Origin of the sequence: Photobacterium kagoshimensis, from assembly GCF_050337045.1 — a bacterium.
GTDB classification, from domain to species: Bacteria; Pseudomonadota; Gammaproteobacteria; order Enterobacterales; family Vibrionaceae; genus Photobacterium; species Photobacterium kagoshimensis.
On sequence record NZ_JAKJSO010000002.1, the window covers coordinates 1 to 14,536 of the forward strand.

Genomic DNA, 14,536 nt, shown 5'->3' on the forward strand with positions numbered 1-14,536 from the left:
GCGCAGTAATTTGCAGTAATTTTCGTGGTTATAGTTTTGAATTTGTCTGCCTTGAGTTGAGTGTTTGTCGCGCTTAATTAGCGCAGTTTTCAACTGCATTTCATCATGGCAGGCAAGCTGCTTAACCCAAGTCAAACGGCCGGGTAACAAGGCCATTAATACGACCACCAACGCTCGGCATTCTAGGTCTGAATTGGCTTTAGTGTTTTCGGTGGTCTCATTAACATAATCGTAATACGTTGTGGCGTATTATGGCGAGCGTTATGCCTCAAAGGAAAATCATGAAATCTAGCGACATAGTTGAAAACTGGAAACGTTTTGCTGCTGCAATCGACAAACTTGGTGGTGAAGTTAAATCACTATTTATAGATGAACCAGCAACGAAGAAAGAAATAGCAATTCTTGAAGGTCAGCTGGGTTTCGAGTTGCCTCTATCTTTAAAGGAGGTATTACTTACCTTTTCAAAGAAAGTAGAGTTTCGTTGGTTCTTTCCTGATGGATATGAGCTTGATGGGGCTCTTTCACAAATATTCTCAGGTGATAGACATTGGTCATTGGATTGGATAGTTCAGTTTAACGATGATAAGAACGGCTGGAAAGATGAAGTGTTTCCAAACACGGATGATCCATATGATTTGGTTTGGCATAACAAGCTAGCTTTTCATGAGGTCGGTAATGGTGATTATTTAGCTATTGATTTGGCGCAGCCAGGTCGTGAACCAGTTATTTACTTGAGTCATGATGATGGCGAAGGGCATGGAATAGAACTAGCTAAAGATTTCAAAGAATTTCTCTTAATATCTAGTCGTTTAGGCTGTGTGGGCGCAGAAGATTGGCAGTGGCTACCATTTACTGAAGCAGACAAGGGGTTTATAAACCCAGACTGTGAAAATGCAAAGAAATTCAGAGAGGCCTTGGGCGTTAAGGCATAACAAAACAATCAAGGTGATGCATTACACTCGGCGGTTTTGGTGTGGAGTTCAGTGCGCTTGGTTGGTTCAACGTGGCACACCTTATTGTAGGCGTTATGTTTCAGAGTACCCCACGTTTTGTAGACACTTTACTAAGCTAGGTTTAGACAATATAAAATTATTTATTATGACTTTTTATAAATACACAAACACTTCAACAGCAGAACTTGTTCTGAAAAACAAATCATTACGTTGGTCTAGTCCAACAATCTTCAATGACTTAGAAGAGTGTCAGTTCACACCATTTACTCAAGAGCAATACTTAAAAGCAATTGATATATACAAGAAAATATTGAATCAATGCGCAAGCGGTTGTTTGTTATTTGATGTGGATCAGTTTAGTGAGATCACTCAACTTCTTATTGCATCTATGAAGCAATTAAAGAAACAAGGCCTTAGTACTCCATCTCTTCCGAATGAGCTTTTAATGAGTCATGAAAGTATGCATCGGGAGTATATTAACAAAGGGCTTATCAATTGTTTTCGTGTTTTATGTGTGACGACTGCTTATGACAATCATTTAATGTGGGCTCATTATGCAGATCAACATTATGGATGTGTAATTGAGTTAGAAAAGCTATATGTAAACAAACCGTATTTACTTAAAAAGGGAAAGGTTAGGTATCACGAAAACATTGAGCCTCTATCAAACCCTTTAGATATGCTTTTATACGGTGAAACCAAGGCTGTAAAAGAGCTAATGGTAAGGGATATTATTTTCTCAAAACGATCTAACTGGGAGTATGAAGAGGAATACAGGTTTATGTTCAGTGAGAGTTTTGGTTCCATCACCTCTACACTTGACATGCAAAATAATAATTTCAAGACAACAGCAGAAGACCAGCCTGATAAATTGTTTACTGACGTACCTATTTCAAAGGACTTTGTAAAATCAATAATATTCGGTGCTCGAACTAGCATTGAAGAGATTGATAAAATATTGAATGTGCTTTCGGAAAATGAATATCATTGCCAGCTTTACCAGATGAAAATGGAGAATGGTAGCTTGGTTAAGAAACCATTAAGTGTTTTAGTAGAATAAGTCTAGAAACATAACAAGGCAATCAAGGTGATGCGTTACACTCGGCGGTTTTGGTAAGGAGTTCGGTGTGCTTTGTTGGTTCAGTGGGGCACACCTTATTGCAGGCGTTACCCGACTAGGTTCAGTTCTTTTTGTGTACTTAACTCCGCTGTCGCTGTGAATTGGTCAATTCCAGATAAATTCGTATGCAGTAAGAATCATTCGTCGTTTGTAGCGGCTTCTTGTTTTTAAACGTCTCAATGACTTGCGTGAATGTTCGCTGGTAACCGCGCCAACTTCTGTATTTGGTTTTACCCATGGTTCGGCCGTGGCGGTTGATGCTCCGCGTACTTACTCGTTCTTAAACTTCTCAGCTATTGTCGCACCATTATCGAGGATAGCCGCTTTCAATAATGTGGTCGGTGCGCTGGCAGGGAAGTGGTTACATTTTGGTGGTTGCCGAAAGAAATAGAATTGTGAGCGTGGTTCGCGGCTTTGGTTTGGGCTGCCTTTTAATCAATGTTGGCGAACGTTTCTGGTTCATCTTTTCTAGTTAAACCATAGTGCTAACTTCATCGTAGCCGCTATTTTGTGGGTAAACGCGCAGTAATTATCGTGGTTATAGTTTTGAATTTGACTGCCTTGAGTTGGGTGTTTGTCGCGCTTAATCAGTGCCGTTTTTAATTGCATTTCATCATGGCAGGCAAGCTGCTTTAGCCAAGTCGAACGGCCGGGTAACAAAGGCATTAAGGTGACGCGTTACACTCGGCGGTTTTGGTTTGAAGTGTATTTGTTTTTGTAAGTTCAGCGTTGGCGCACCTTATGCCAGCGTTATAACCCAGTATGAGCAATGGAGATACAATGGACAAGGAACAGTTGGGTAAGGAAATATATGAAATTTCAAATGTTGAAGGGGAGTTTTTACTTCGCTCTGGAATAACTGCTACAGAGTACTTTGATAAGTATTTGTTTGAATCAAATCCTAGAGTTTTAAAAGCAATAGCAGAGCACCTCAAAGATTTGTTGCCACCATCCTTTGATAAGTTAGCTGGATTAGAAATGGGTGGTATTCCCATTGCTACAGCGTTATCTCTAGTAACAGAAAGAGAAGTTTTGTTCGTTCGCAAAGAAGCGAAAGAGTATGGAACTTGTAAATTGGCAGAAGGCGGTGATATTGCAGGTAAGCATTTGGTTATCGTCGAGGATGTTGTGACTTCAGGTGGCGCAATTATTGATGCAGTTAATGCGCTACGAGCTAGAGGAGCAATAGTGAATCAAGTCCTGTGTGTCATTGACCGAGAATGCACAGCAAGCGAAAACCTTAAAGCATTAGGTCTTCAATTGAGACCACTATTTACGAAGTCAGAGTTAGAATATGTTTCAGGGGGCTAGTGTCAAGGTAATACGCCATCGACATCGAAGAAGTGACAAAGCCCATTTTTCATTAAGCCTAGATATGTACTCGTCGTAATCTCTCAATTAGATCGAATATCTGGGTTATAACAAAGCCATCAAAACGACCCTCAACGCTCGGCATTTTGGGTATGAATTGGTTTTAGTGTTTACGGTGGTTAATTAAGTATTGGCGTAATGCGTTGCTGGCGTATTATGGCAAGCGTTACTAGACTAGGTTGAGTTCTTTTTGTGTACTTTACTCCGCGATCGCTGTGAGTTGGTCAATTTCAGTGAAACCCGTATGCAGTCAGAATCATTCGTCGTTCATAGCGGCTTCTTGTTTTTAAACGTCTCAACGACTTGCGTGAATGTTCGCTGGTAACCGCGCCAACTTCTGTATTGGGTTTTAACCATGGTTCGGCCGTGGCGGTTGATGCTCCGCGTACTCACTGGTTCTTAAATTTCTCAGCTATTGCCGCACCAGTTTCGAGGATAGCCGCTTTCAATATTGTGGTCGGTGCGCTGGCAGGGAAGTGGTTACATTTTGGTGGTTGCCGTAAGCAGTAAAATTGTNGGCGATGTTCGCGGCTTTAGTTTGGGCTGCCTTTTTATCAATATTGGCGAGCGTTTCTAGTTCATTTTTTCTAGGTAAACCATAGTGCYAACTTCATCGTAGCCGCTATTTTATGGGTAAACGCGCAGTAATTTTCGTGGTTATAGTTTTGAATTTGTCTGCTTTAATTTTGGTGTTTGTCGCGCTTAATAAGCGTCGTTTTTAACTGCATTTCATCATGGCAGGCAAGCTGCTTCACCCAAGTCGAACGGCCGGGTAACAAAGGCATTAAGGTGACGCTTAACACTCGGCGGTTTTGGTTTGATGTGTATTTGGTTTTGTTAGTTCAGCGTTGGCGCACCTTATGCCAAGGCGTTAGCATCTTTAAATTGATTTCACTTTTTGTGGTCACTCGCAGGTCTAGTTTATTGATGTATTGTAAGTAGTAACATTAACTTACACTTGATGCTTTAGGTTTGTTGAGATTTTATTGATGCTAGAGTTTACGTTTGAACTTAATGGAAAAGAATTATCTGCGTTAAAGTGTGGGGCTTCATCATTTCCTGCATTTTCAGGTTACGGGAAAAATAAAAACACTAAATCCGCTCAATGTATAGCTGGCAGTGGACCAATTCCTGTGGGTACATATTATATTTTTGATAGACAATCAGGTGGAACGCTTGGTCCATTACGTGATTATTTTTCAGGTAAGGATCAATGGTTTGCTCTTTATGCTGCTGATAGCAAAATGGATGATGAAACAATTTGCATTAACATTACTCGTGGACAATTTAGGTTGCACCCGAAAGGAAGAGCAGGAATAAGCAAGGGATGTATTGTTGTCGAAAATAAAAAAGACTTTGCAACAATTAGAGCGTTATTAAAAAATACTTCGACTATAAAAATACCAGACTTGGAACTTGAGACTTATGGGCGGGTAATTGTAAAATGAAAAAAAATGCAATAAATGGTGTTTTAGTACTGGTATTCACATTGTTAATTACGCTTATTTGGCAGCGTTATTTTTATCAATACCCTAGTCTTTCGGAAGAGCAAGCAATTAGGCAAATAAACTGGTTAGACGCCAAAAATAGTCAACAGAGAGCTGAGTGGGAATCGCACTTAATAAGCGCAGGTTCTAGTGTCACCTCATCATGGAAGGCAAGAGGCGGAAACGAAGGCGATAAAAATACTAACAAAGCAATCAAGGTGACCCCTGACACACGGCGGTTTTGGTATGAAGTGCAGTGCGCTTGGTAAGTAAAGCGTGGGCCAACCTAATGCAAGCGTTACCCGACTTGGTTGAGTTCTTTTTGTGTACCTAACTCCGCTGCCGCTGTGAGTTGGTCAATTCCAGAAAAATTCGTATGCAGTAAGAATCGTTCATCGTTCATAGCGGCTTCTTATTTTTAAACGTCTCAATGACTTGCGTGAATGTTCGCTGGTAACCGCGCCAACTTCTGTATTTGCTTTTAACCATGGTTCGGCTGTGGCGGTTGTTACTCCGCGTACTTACATGTTCTTAAATTTCTCAGCTATTGCCGCGCCATTTTCGAGGATAGCCGCTTTCAATATTGTGGTCGGTGCGCTGGCAGGGAAGTGGTTACATTTTGGTGGTTGCCGAAAAAAATCGAATTGTGGGCGTTGTTCGCGGCTTTAGTTTGGGCTGCCTTTTAATCAATATTGGCGAGCGTTTCTGGTTCATCTTTTCTAGGTAAACCATAGTGCTAACTTCATCGTAGCCGCTATTTTGTAGGTAAACGCGCAGTAATTTTCGTGGTTATAGTTTTGAATTTGTCTGCTTTGAGTTGGGTGTTTGTCGCGCTTAATCAGCGCAGTTTTTAACTGCACTTCATCATGGCAGGCAAGCTGCTTAACCCAAGTCAAACGGCCGGGTAACAAAGGCATTAAGGTGACGAATAACACTCGGCGGTTTTGGTTTGAAGTGTAATTGGTTTTGTAAGTAAAGCGTTGGCGCACCTTATGCCAGCGTTACCCGACTTGGTTCAGTTCTTTTTGCTTACCTAACTCCGCTGTTGCTGTGAGTTGGTCAATTCCAGATAAATTCGTATGCAGTAAGAGTCGTTCCTCGTTCATAGCGGCTTCTTATTTTTAAACGTCTCAACGACTTGCGTGAATGTTCGCTGGTAACCGCGCCAACTTCTGTATTGGGTTTTAACCATGGTTCGGCCGTGGCGGTTGATGCTCCGCGTACTCACCAGTTCTTAAATTTCTCAGCTATTGCCGCGCCATTATCGAGGATAGCCGCTTTCAATATTGTGGTCGGTGCGTTGGTAGGGAAGTGGTTACATTTTGGTGGTTGCCGTAAACAGTCTAATTGTGGGCGATGTTCGCGGCTTTAGTTTGGGCTGCCTTTTAATCAATATTGGCGAGCGTTTCTGGTTCATCTTTTCTAGGTAAACCATAGTGCTAACTGCATCGTAGCCGCTATTTTGTGGGTAAACGCGCAGTAATTTTCGTGGTTATAGTTTTGAATTTGTCAGCCTTGAGTTGGGTGTTTGTCGCGCTTAATCAGCGCAGTTTTTAACTGCACTTCATCATGGCAGGCAAGCTGCTTTACCCAAGTCGAACGGCCGGGTAACAAAGGCATTAAGGTGACGCCTAACACTCGGCGGTTTTGGTTTGAAGTGTATTTGGTTTAGTAAGTTCAGCGTTGGCGCACCTTATGCCAAGGCGTTACCCGACTTGGTTGAGTTCTTTTTGTGTACTTAACTCCGCTGTCGCTGTGAGTTGGTCAATTCCAGATAAATTCGTATGCAGTTAGAATCGTTCGTCGTTCATAGCGGCTTCTTATTTTTAAACGTCTCAACGACTTGCGTGAATATTCGCTGGTAACCGCGCCAACTTCTGTATTGGGTTTTAACCATGGTTCGGCCGTGGCGGTTGATGCTCCGTGTACTCACCAGTTCTTAAATTTCTCAGCCATTACCGCACCATCATCGAGGAAAACCACTTTCAATATTGTGGTCGGTGCGCTGGCAGGGAAGTGGTTACATTTTGGTGGTTGCCGAAAGCAGTAAAATTGTGCGCGATGTTCGCGGCTTTAGTTTGGGCTGCGTTGTTATCAATTTCATCGCAATTGTAAGGTGCGGCTTCACTAGGTAAACCATAGTGCTAACTTCATCGTAGCCGCTATTTTTTGGGTAAACACGCAGAAAGTTTTGTGGTTATAGTTTTGAATTTGTCTGCCTTGAGTTGAGTGTTTGTCTCACTTAATAAGCGCCATTTTTAATTGCACTTCATCATGGCAGGCGAGCTGCTTTAGCCAAGTCGAACGGCCGGGTAACAAGGGCATTAAGGTGACGCTTAACACTCGGCGGTTTTGGTTTGAAGTGTATTTGGTTTTGTAAGTTTAGCGTTGGCGCACCTTATGCCAGCGTTAGCTGTTTTGTGAGATTCAAGGAAAACTATGAGTGAAGTAGAACAATGTAATAGTCGGAACATCCCACTACCAATTCAACGAGAAGTCCGTCAAAGGTGTGGCTTTGGCTGTGTTATTTGTGGTTTACCGCTATATGAATATGAGCATATGGAGGAGTGGGCAGTAGTTAAGCGTCACGTAGCTGATGAAATTACTCTGTTATGTGATCAGCACCATAGGGAAAAAACTGGAGGGTTACTTCCAATTGAAGTCGTGCGAGCAGCAAATAACACTCCGTTTAATTTAAGAGAGGGTAACTCAAAGCCTTACAACCTACATTTCGCAGGAACCGAAGCAACTATAGAGATTGGTAGTAATAGCTTTACGTGTAAAGACAATGGGTATGGCACAGCGATGGTTCCTGTAAGCGTTGATGGCACGCCATTAATTGGTTTGATTCTAGCTGACGGTCATCTACTACTCAATTTGGTTGTATTCGATGAATACAACGCACCAGTGCTCCATATTAAAAATAACCAACTGATCTATTCAACTTCCCCGTGGGACATACAGTTAGTTGGCAAGAAATTAACTATCAGAGAAGCACATAAGAAAATTCTATTTGAAATTGAGTTTTTTCCTCCCAACCGTGTCGTTATTAACCGTGGGCGTCTGCTAAGAAATGGGGTTGAAATCTTAATAAGACCAAGCAACATTCTAGTGACAAACAATTCTACTTTATTAAGTGATTGCCATGCTCACAACTGCTATGGCGGTCTTATCATTGGCTATCATGAGAAACCCGTTGGTGGCTTTATGGCGCTGCAGAGTGTTCCAAGATACCTAGGTGATCGTACTGAGGCGTTGAAGTTTGAAAGAGAGTCACTTCAGCGAATGGAGTCATACAGCTAACAAAGGCATCAAGGTGACACGTTACACTCGGCAGTTTTGGTATGAAGTTCGGTGTGCTTGGTGAGTTCAGTGTCGGTGCACCTTATGCCAAGCGTTACCCGACTTGGTTGAGTTCTTTGTGCTTACTTTACTCCGCTGTCGCTGTGAGTTGGTCAATTCCAGATAAATCCGTATGCAGTAAGAATCGTTCGTCGTTCATAGCGGCTTCTTATTTTAAACGTCTCAACGACTTGCGTGAATGTTCGCTGATAACCGCGCCAACTTATCTATTTGGTTTTAACTATGATTCGGCAGTGGCGGTTGATGCTCCTCGTACTTACTCGTTCTTAAATTTCTCAGCTATTGCCGCGCCATTTTCGAGGATAGCCGCTTTCAATATTGCGGTTGGTGCGCTGGCAGGGAAGTGGTTACATTTTGGTGGTTGCTGTAAACCGTAAAATTGTGGGCGATGTTCGCGGCTTTAGTTTGGGCTGCCTTTTTATCAATATTGGCGAGCTTTTCTAGTTCATTTTTTCTAGGTAAACCATAGTGCTAACATCATCGTAGCCGCTATTTTGTGGGCAAACGCGCAGTGATTTTCGTGGTTATAGTTTTGAATTTGTCAGCCTTGAGTTGAGTGTTTGTCGCGCTTAATAAGCGCCGTTTTTAATTGCATTTCATCATGGCAGGCAAGCTGCTTTAGCCAAGTCGAACGGCCGGGTAACAAAGGCATTAATGTGACGCCTGACACTCGGCGGTTTTGGTYTGANGTGTATTTGGTTTAGTAAGTTCAGCGTTGGCGCACCTTATGCCAAGGCGTTACCCGACTTGGTTGAGTTCTTTTNGTGTACYTAACTCCGCTGTCGCTGCGAGTTGGTCAATTCCAGATAAATCCGTATGCAGTAAGAATCGCTCGTCGTTTGTAGCGGCTTCTTATTTTTAAACGTCTCAACAACCTGCGTGAATATTCGCTGGTCACCGCGCCAACTTCTGTATTTGGTTTTAACCATGGTTCGGCCGTGGCGGTTGATGCTCCGCGTGCTCACCAGTTCTTAAATTTCTCAGCTATTGCCGCGTCATCGTCGAGGATAGCCGCTTTCAATATCGTGGTCGGTGCGCTGGCAGGGAAGTGGTTACATTTTGGTGGTTGCCGAAACAAATAGAATCACGGGTGTTGTTCGCGGCTTGAGTCTGGGCTGCCTTTTTATCCGTATTCGCGCACGTTTCTGGTTTATCTTTTTTAGGTAAACCATAGTGCTAACTGCATCGTAGCCGCTATTTTGTGGGAAAACGCGCAGTAATTTTCGTGGTTATAGTTTTGAATTTGCCTGCCTTGGGTTGGGTGTTTGTCGCGCTTAATCAGCGCAGTTTTCAATTGCATTTCATCATGGCAGGCAAGCTGCTTTAGCCAAGTCGAACGGCCGGGTAACAAAGGCATTAAGGTGACGCTTAACACTCGGCGGTTTTGGTTTGAAGTGTATTTGGTTTAGTAAGTTCAGCGTTGGCGCACCTTATGCCAAGGCGTTATGCCCGTATAGGTTCTTATTGAGGTAATATGGTAGTGAAGGTAGTTGATGCTTTAGCTAAAGCATCAAAGGTTGAAGATATTGCTGCACCATTTGTTTGGACTGTCGGGATAGATGTTGATCACAAAGAAATTGTTCAAATAAAGAATTTAACAAAAAAAAAGAAAGTTTGGGTGGAAATCCTTAATGGGACCGATAACTTTATTAAAAATTATAATGATAGAAAAACTATATCCATTAAATCAAGCGATAAAACATTAATTGCTAGTGAATGGTATCGAAAATTACTAGGGTTAGATAAGAACCAGATAAACAAGATAGAAATTAAACATAGTAAATTTCCACTATTTATTAAAACATTTCTAGCGGCAAAATCTCATCCTGATACTAATGTTCGATTGGCAACATACTTAGCAATTCTGTCGGTTATTCTCGGTGTTATTGGGGCAGTTCCGGTGATTACGGGACTTGTGATGTCAAGTGAAAATGAGAATAAAAATAATTATTTCATTTATGAGCCAGCGGGTAATAGAACAACCGTCGAAGCTGTTAAATATATAGCAAGTGTTAGTGGGTTTAAATCAGGTGATTATCATTTACCTGAATATGATTGGAGTGTAATTGAAAATGCTATAAATAGTGAAGATGCTTTATTTATTATTGCGTCAGGTTTTACTGATCCTCAAAAAGTTAAAGTTGGTAATTCATGTGATAATGAATGCTTAGCTAATAAAAGGGCTGTAGAGGTAAATAAGAAATTAAATTCACTTCTTATTTCACCTAAACCTATTTTCAATATGGAAAATGGATTAGATGAAGGGGTCAAATTAGTTGATACCCAAGTCAGTAAGTATTCAACTGAAAGGAAGGTAAAAATCTACATTGGTATGAAACAGGCATAACAAAGCAATCAAGGGTGACCCGTTACACTCGGCGGTTTTGGTATGAGGTTCGGTGCGTTTTGTTAGTTCAGTGTGGGGCACCTTATTGCAGGCGTTACTAGACTAGGTTGAGTTCTTTTTGTGTACTTAACTCCGCAGTCGCTGTGCGTTGGTCAATTCCAGATAAATCTGTATGCAGTAAGAATCGTTCTTTGTTCATAGCGGTTTCTTGTTTTTAAACGTCTCAACGGCTTGCGTGAATGTTCACTGGTAACCGCGCCAACTTCTGTATTTGGTTTTAATCATGGTTCGGCCGTGGCGGTTGATGCTCCGCGTACTTACTCGTTCTTAAATTTCTCAGCTATTGCCGCACCATTTTCGAGGAATGCCGCTTTCAATAATGTGGTCGGTGCGTTGGCATACCTGTGGTTACATTTTGGTGGTAGCCGAAACAAATAGAATCGCGGGTGTTGTTCGCGGCTTGAATCTGGGCTGCCTTTTAATCAATATTGCACGCGCTTCTGGTTCATCTTCTCTAGATAAACCATAGCGCTTACTTCATCGTAGCCGCTATTTTGTGGGTAAACGCGCAGTAATTTTCGTGGTTATAGTTTTGAATTTGTCTGCCTTGAGTTGAGTGTTTGTCGCGCTTAATCAGCGTACTTTTTCATTTCACTTCATCATGGCAGGCAAGCTGCTTAAGCTAAGTCGATAGGCCTAGTAACAAAGGCATTAAGGTGACGCCTGACACTCGGCGGTTTTGGTTTGAAGTGTAATTGGTTTTGTAAGTATTGCGTTGGCGCACCTTATGCCAGCGTTAGTTGCACTTAGTCGTGGAGATATATGATAAAGAGTTGGGTTCGGTATGCAGATATCGAGGAAAAGCGAGACGGATATTATATTGAATATAGCCCAGTATTTACTGGACAAGAATTTGCAACATTAGTCGTTTATATTCATGATTCTACGCTAAAGACGCAAATAGACACTGTCTTAGAAAGCGAGCTAAGAGTGTGGGCAACAAAGTTTCCAACTCCTATTCTAGCTATGGCAAAACTTCTAGTTAAAGGAGAGTGGGAAGTTATAGAAATTGGGAAAGAATATTCGATATTAGCATATATTAAGGGTGAAAAACTTATTCGGTATAAAGACAATAAGCATGAACCGAACAAGCCTAAGTTTGACCTATCTAAAGAACAACTTTCCAAAATCTACGCTGGGCTTTCTTATCATACTCTAGAAGACGTTATTCAAAAGCAGGATAAACAAGCCAAAGGGCGTAAGTTGTTACTATTAATGTTAACTTTTTGGTTTTGCGTTATCCCTGCATTAATTGCATATCTAGGTTGGTCAAGTCAGTTTTTTTCACTTTTAGCTTTAGGTTACAGTTGGTTTAAGGCTTATCAGAAAGCAATGGAGCTTTGGGGTAAAAAGAAAAAATCTCCCCGTGAGTTAGCAAAGGAAAAAGATAATCAAGAGAAAGAACATCACCATTATCACTGTAAGCGTAATCCTGAAGCATTTATGAGGCTTAAAGCTGAAAACTTCAAGGGTGATGAGATCGAAAAAAATCAAAACAAAGTAGATAGTATGTGCAACTAACAAAGGCATTAAGGTGACGCCTGACACTCGGCGGTTTTGGTTTGAAGTGTAATTGGTTTTGTAAGTAACGCGTTGGCGCACCTTATGCCAGCGTTATGTGTTTTTCTTAATTATCAATGGTATAATTTATTTCGAGTGAGCTTAAGGCACTACACGGTGTGGAGCAGAATCCTAGCAATTTTCATCTAAACGAGCTTAACCATTTATTTAGAGGAGTAATTGTTATGGTAAAACATGTGCTTAACAAAGTCGGTGTCACAACCGCCCTAGTCACGATAGGGTGGCTATCGTTTTTTTCTTCGTTCCTAATCAACGATTTAACTTGGGTAGTATTTCTACAAACGATTGCTAGGGTTCTGCCTTAAGCTTACTTAATGGGGTTAAAATGAACTGTAAAATCAATAGGTTCAAAACCTTACTGCAACAATCTTACTCTCAATTACCATCTCACGAATTTAGAAAGTTCAAATACTTTCCCAAGGCTTGCTGTGTATTAACAAGTCATTTGTTAGCCCGATTCTTAATCAGAGAGTTGTCGTGTAATAACGTAAACGTTGTTCACGGTGAGCGCCCTGACGGGTTTTGGCATTATTGGGTTGAGACTGACGGTAAAATAATTGATATAACAATGCGGCAGTTTGAAGAACCGCTTGAGGATATCATTTTTGGTGATAGTAGCTGGCATTCTGAATGTACCATATTAGAAAAGTGGTCAGCTAAATGGAGTTTTGATGATGTTGATGAAGGTGCAGATAGTGCAAGTAAGGCTGCTCTAGAACATGCATACCAACAAGTCATGGCCTCTTTTTAATTCACTAATATCAAACACATAACAAAGCAATCAAGGTGACCCGTTACACTCGGCGGTTTTAGTATGAAGTTCGGTGTGCTTTGTTGGTTCAGTGTGGGGCACCTTATTGCAGGCGTTACCCGACTTGGTTAAGTTCTTTTTGTGTACTTTACTCCGCGATCGCTGTGAGTTGGTCAATTTCAGTGAAACCCGTATGCAGTCAGAATCATTCGTCGTTCATAGCGGCTTCTTATTTTTAAATGTCTCAACGACTTGCGTGAATGTTCGCTGGTAACCGCGCCAACTTCTGTATTGGGTTTTAACCATGGTTCGGCCGTGGCGGTTGATGCTCCGCGTACTCACTGGTTCTTAAATTTCTCAGCTATTGCCGCACCAGTTTCGAGGATAGCCGCTTTCAATATTGTGGTCGGTGCGCTGGCAGGGAAGTGGTTACATTTTGGTGGTTGCCGAAAGAAATAGAATTGTGGGCGTGGTTCGCGGCTTTAGTTTTGCTGCCTTTTAATCAATATTGGCGAGCGTTTCTGGTTCATCTTTTCTAGTTAAACCATAGTGCTAACNTCATCGTAGCCGCTATTTTGTGGGTAAACGCGCAGTAATTTTCGTGGTTATAGTTTTGAATTTGTCAGCCTTGAGTTGGGTGTTTGTCGCGCTTAATCAGCGCAGTTTTTAACTGCATTTCATCATGGCAGGCAAGCTGCTTTGGCCAAGTCAAACGGCCGGGTAACAAAGGCATTAAGGTGACGCTTAACGCTCGGCGGTTTTGGTTTGAAGTGTATTTGGTTTTGTAAGTTCAGCGTTGGCGCACCTTATGCCAGCGTTACCCGACTTGGTTCAGTTCTTTTTGTGTACTTAACTCCGCAGTCGCTGTGCGTTGGTCAATTCCAGATAAATTCGTATGCAGTAAGAATCGTTCTTTGTTCATAGCGGCTTCTTGTTTTTAAACTTCTCAACGACTTGCGTGAATGTTCGCTGGTAACCGCGCCAACTTCTTTATTTGTTTTAGCCATGGTTCGGCCGTGGCGGTTGATGCTCCGCGTACTCCCAGTTCTTAAATTTCTTGGCTATTGCCTCGCCATTTTCGAGGAATGCCGCTTTCAATATTGTGGTCGGTGCGTTGGCAGGGAAGTGGTTACATTTTGGTGGTTGTAGTGACAATGTAACTTTGTTGGTGTTGTTCGCGGCTTTAGTTTGGGCTGCCTTTTTATCAGTATTGGCGAGTGTTTCTGGTTCATCTTTTCTAGATAAACCATAGTGCTAACTTCATCGTTGCCGCTATTTTGTGGGTAAAGGCGCAGTAATTTTCGTGGTTATAGTTTTGAATTTGTCTGTTTTAAGTTGGGTATTTGTCGCGCTTAATCAGCGCCTTTTTTAATTGCATCTCATCATGGCAGGCAAGCTGCTTCACCCAAGTCAAACGGCCGGGTAACAAGGCCATTAATACGACCACCAACGCTCGGCATTCTAGGTTTGAATCGGCAGTGGTGTTTTCGGTGGTCTATCAAC

General features: G+C 41.8%; 22 protein-coding genes. 19 read left to right on the forward strand and 3 right to left on the reverse strand.

The window, feature by feature from the left end; translation table 11 throughout:
• The first annotated feature begins 281 nt into the window (after window positions 1–281).
• The 3 genes from L4C35_RS00095 (at window position 282) to L4C35_RS00105 (ending at window position 2,464) form a co-directional block, all read left to right on the forward strand.
• Window positions 282–932, forward strand: coding sequence for an SMI1/KNR4 family protein (locus L4C35_RS00095; RefSeq protein ID WP_371724099.1), 651 nt, complete (start codon window positions 282–284; stop codon window positions 930–932).
• 166 nt (window positions 933–1,098) lie between these two features.
• Window positions 1,099–2,013, forward strand: coding sequence for a DUF2971 domain-containing protein (locus L4C35_RS00100; protein ID WP_428460972.1), 915 nt, complete (start codon window positions 1,099–1,101; stop codon window positions 2,011–2,013).
• Between the two features lie 244 nt (window positions 2,014–2,257).
• Window positions 2,258–2,464 carry a hypothetical protein gene (locus tag L4C35_RS00105; RefSeq protein WP_428460973.1) on the forward strand — a complete coding sequence of 69 codons (207 nt, stop codon included), beginning with the start codon at window positions 2,258–2,260 and terminating at the stop codon, window positions 2,462–2,464.
• A 77-nt stretch (window positions 2,465–2,541) separates the two neighbouring features.
• On the opposite strand, the gene L4C35_RS00110 is transcribed toward L4C35_RS00105, so the two are convergent.
• On the reverse strand, window positions 2,542–2,739 hold the full coding sequence (locus L4C35_RS00110) for a hypothetical protein (RefSeq protein WP_428460974.1): 198 nt from the start codon (window positions 2,737–2,739) through the stop codon (window positions 2,542–2,544).
• A 114-nt stretch (window positions 2,740–2,853) separates the two neighbouring features.
• On the opposite strand from L4C35_RS00110, the gene pyrE reads away from it, so the two are divergent.
• The 5 genes from pyrE (at window position 2,854) to L4C35_RS00135 (ending at window position 5,600) form a co-directional block, all read left to right on the forward strand.
• Window positions 2,854–3,384, forward strand: a complete 531-nt coding sequence (gene pyrE / locus L4C35_RS00115) for an orotate phosphoribosyltransferase (protein WP_428460975.1) — start codon at window positions 2,854–2,856, stop codon at window positions 3,382–3,384.
• A gap of 363 nt (window positions 3,385–3,747) precedes the next feature.
• Window positions 3,748–3,954 (forward strand): hypothetical protein, encoded by a 207-nt coding sequence (locus tag L4C35_RS00120; RefSeq protein WP_428460976.1) that lies wholly within the window; start codon window positions 3,748–3,750, stop codon window positions 3,952–3,954.
• A gap of 479 nt (window positions 3,955–4,433) precedes the next feature.
• Complete coding sequence (locus L4C35_RS00125) at window positions 4,434–4,892, forward strand: DUF2778 domain-containing protein (RefSeq protein WP_428460977.1); 459 nt, start codon at window positions 4,434–4,436, stop codon at window positions 4,890–4,892.
• Window positions 4,889–5,200, forward strand: coding sequence for a hypothetical protein (locus tag L4C35_RS00130; protein ID WP_428460978.1), 312 nt, complete (start codon window positions 4,889–4,891; stop codon window positions 5,198–5,200). The genes L4C35_RS00125 and L4C35_RS00130 overlap by 4 nt, the downstream gene beginning before the upstream one ends.
• 166 nt (window positions 5,201–5,366) lie before the next feature.
• Entirely contained in the window at window positions 5,367–5,600 is a 234-nt protein-coding gene (locus tag L4C35_RS00135; protein WP_428460979.1) for a hypothetical protein, read from the forward strand.
• Window positions 5,601–5,650: 50 nt separating this feature from the next.
• On the opposite strand, the gene L4C35_RS00140 is transcribed toward L4C35_RS00135, so the two are convergent.
• Complete coding sequence (locus L4C35_RS00140; protein ID WP_428460980.1) at window positions 5,651–5,848, reverse strand: hypothetical protein; 198 nt, start codon at window positions 5,846–5,848, stop codon at window positions 5,651–5,653.
• A 221-nt stretch (window positions 5,849–6,069) separates the two neighbouring features.
• Between L4C35_RS00140 and L4C35_RS00145 the strand changes: the two genes are divergently transcribed.
• From L4C35_RS00145 to L4C35_RS00165, 5 genes are all read left to right on the forward strand, one after another.
• On the forward strand, window positions 6,070–6,303 hold the full coding sequence (locus L4C35_RS00145; RefSeq protein WP_428460981.1) for a hypothetical protein: 234 nt from the start codon (window positions 6,070–6,072) through the stop codon (window positions 6,301–6,303).
• A gap of 471 nt (window positions 6,304–6,774) precedes the next feature.
• Window positions 6,775–6,981, forward strand: coding sequence for a hypothetical protein (locus tag L4C35_RS00150; RefSeq protein ID WP_428460982.1), 207 nt, complete (start codon window positions 6,775–6,777; stop codon window positions 6,979–6,981).
• Window positions 6,982–7,370: 389 nt separating this feature from the next.
• Entirely contained in the window at window positions 7,371–8,234 is an 864-nt protein-coding gene (locus L4C35_RS00155; RefSeq protein ID WP_428460983.1) for a hypothetical protein, read from the forward strand.
• Window positions 8,235–8,275: 41 nt separating this feature from the next.
• Window positions 8,276–8,671: a hypothetical protein gene (locus L4C35_RS00160; RefSeq protein WP_428460984.1), complete on the forward strand. Its 396-nt coding sequence runs from the start codon at window positions 8,276–8,278 to the stop codon at window positions 8,669–8,671.
• A 561-nt stretch (window positions 8,672–9,232) separates the two neighbouring features.
• Window positions 9,233–9,376: a hypothetical protein gene (locus L4C35_RS00165; RefSeq protein WP_428460985.1), complete on the forward strand. Its 144-nt coding sequence runs from the start codon at window positions 9,233–9,235 to the stop codon at window positions 9,374–9,376.
• A gap of 77 nt (window positions 9,377–9,453) precedes the next feature.
• On the opposite strand, the gene L4C35_RS00170 is transcribed toward L4C35_RS00165, so the two are convergent.
• Window positions 9,454–9,651 (reverse strand): hypothetical protein, encoded by a 198-nt coding sequence (locus L4C35_RS00170; RefSeq protein ID WP_428460986.1) that lies wholly within the window; start codon window positions 9,649–9,651, stop codon window positions 9,454–9,456.
• A 123-nt stretch (window positions 9,652–9,774) separates the two neighbouring features.
• Here L4C35_RS00170 and L4C35_RS00175 point away from each other — a divergent pair, with 123 nt between their 5' ends.
• The 6 genes from L4C35_RS00175 to L4C35_RS00200 all read left to right on the forward strand — a co-directional run bounded on the left by L4C35_RS00175 (window position 9,775) and on the right by L4C35_RS00200 (window position 14,285).
• Window positions 9,775–10,641 carry a hypothetical protein gene (locus L4C35_RS00175; RefSeq protein WP_428460987.1) on the forward strand — a complete coding sequence of 289 codons (867 nt, stop codon included), beginning with the start codon at window positions 9,775–9,777 and terminating at the stop codon, window positions 10,639–10,641.
• A 231-nt stretch (window positions 10,642–10,872) separates the two neighbouring features.
• A complete protein-coding gene (locus L4C35_RS00180) occupies window positions 10,873–11,079 on the forward strand; it encodes a hypothetical protein (protein ID WP_428460988.1) in 207 nt (68 codons plus the stop codon).
• 384 nt (window positions 11,080–11,463) lie between these two features.
• A complete protein-coding gene (locus L4C35_RS00185; protein WP_428460989.1) occupies window positions 11,464–12,222 on the forward strand; it encodes a hypothetical protein in 759 nt (252 codons plus the stop codon).
• Window positions 12,223–12,607: 385 nt separating this feature from the next.
• Window positions 12,608–13,033: a hypothetical protein gene (locus L4C35_RS00190; protein WP_428460990.1), complete on the forward strand. Its 426-nt coding sequence runs from the start codon at window positions 12,608–12,610 to the stop codon at window positions 13,031–13,033.
• 252 nt (window positions 13,034–13,285) lie between these two features.
• Window positions 13,286–13,492, forward strand: a complete 207-nt coding sequence (locus L4C35_RS00195; protein WP_428460991.1) for a hypothetical protein — start codon at window positions 13,286–13,288, stop codon at window positions 13,490–13,492.
• 598 nt (window positions 13,493–14,090) lie between these two features.
• Entirely contained in the window at window positions 14,091–14,285 is a 195-nt protein-coding gene (locus L4C35_RS00200) for a hypothetical protein (RefSeq protein ID WP_428460992.1), read from the forward strand.
• Window positions 14,286–14,536 lie beyond the last annotated feature (251 nt).

Bases quoted from the DNA above. Each gene is read 5' to 3' on its own strand.
- L4C35_RS00130 (WP_428460978.1), top strand. From the start codon at position 4,889: ATGAAAAAAAATGCAATAAATGGTGTTTTAGTACTGGTATTCACATTG.
- pyrE (WP_428460975.1), top strand. From the start codon at position 2,854: ATGGACAAGGAACAGTTGGGTAAGGAAATATATGAAATTTCAAATGTT.
- L4C35_RS00170 (WP_428460986.1), bottom strand. From the start codon at position 9,651: ATGCCTTTGTTACCCGGCCGTTCGACTTGGCTAAAGCAGCTTGCCTGC.
- L4C35_RS00185 (WP_428460989.1), top strand. From the start codon at position 11,464: ATGATAAAGAGTTGGGTTCGGTATGCAGATATCGAGGAAAAGCGAGAC.
- L4C35_RS00100 (WP_428460972.1), top strand. From the start codon at position 1,099: ATGACTTTTTATAAATACACAAACACTTCAACAGCAGAACTTGTTCTG.
- L4C35_RS00110 (WP_428460974.1), bottom strand. From the start codon at position 2,739: ATGCCTTTGTTACCCGGCCGTTCGACTTGGCTAAAGCAGCTTGCCTGC.
- L4C35_RS00155 (WP_428460983.1), top strand. From the start codon at position 7,371: ATGAGTGAAGTAGAACAATGTAATAGTCGGAACATCCCACTACCAATT.
- L4C35_RS00125 (WP_428460977.1), top strand. From the start codon at position 4,434: ATGCTAGAGTTTACGTTTGAACTTAATGGAAAAGAATTATCTGCGTTA.
- L4C35_RS00190 (WP_428460990.1), top strand. From the start codon at position 12,608: ATGAACTGTAAAATCAATAGGTTCAAAACCTTACTGCAACAATCTTAC.
- L4C35_RS00140 (WP_428460980.1), bottom strand. From the start codon at position 5,848: ATGCCTTTGTTACCCGGCCGTTTGACTTGGGTTAAGCAGCTTGCCTGC.
- L4C35_RS00095 (WP_371724099.1), top strand. From the start codon at position 282: ATGAAATCTAGCGACATAGTTGAAAACTGGAAACGTTTTGCTGCTGCA.
- L4C35_RS00160 (WP_428460984.1), top strand. From the start codon at position 8,276: ATGAAGTTCGGTGTGCTTGGTGAGTTCAGTGTCGGTGCACCTTATGCC.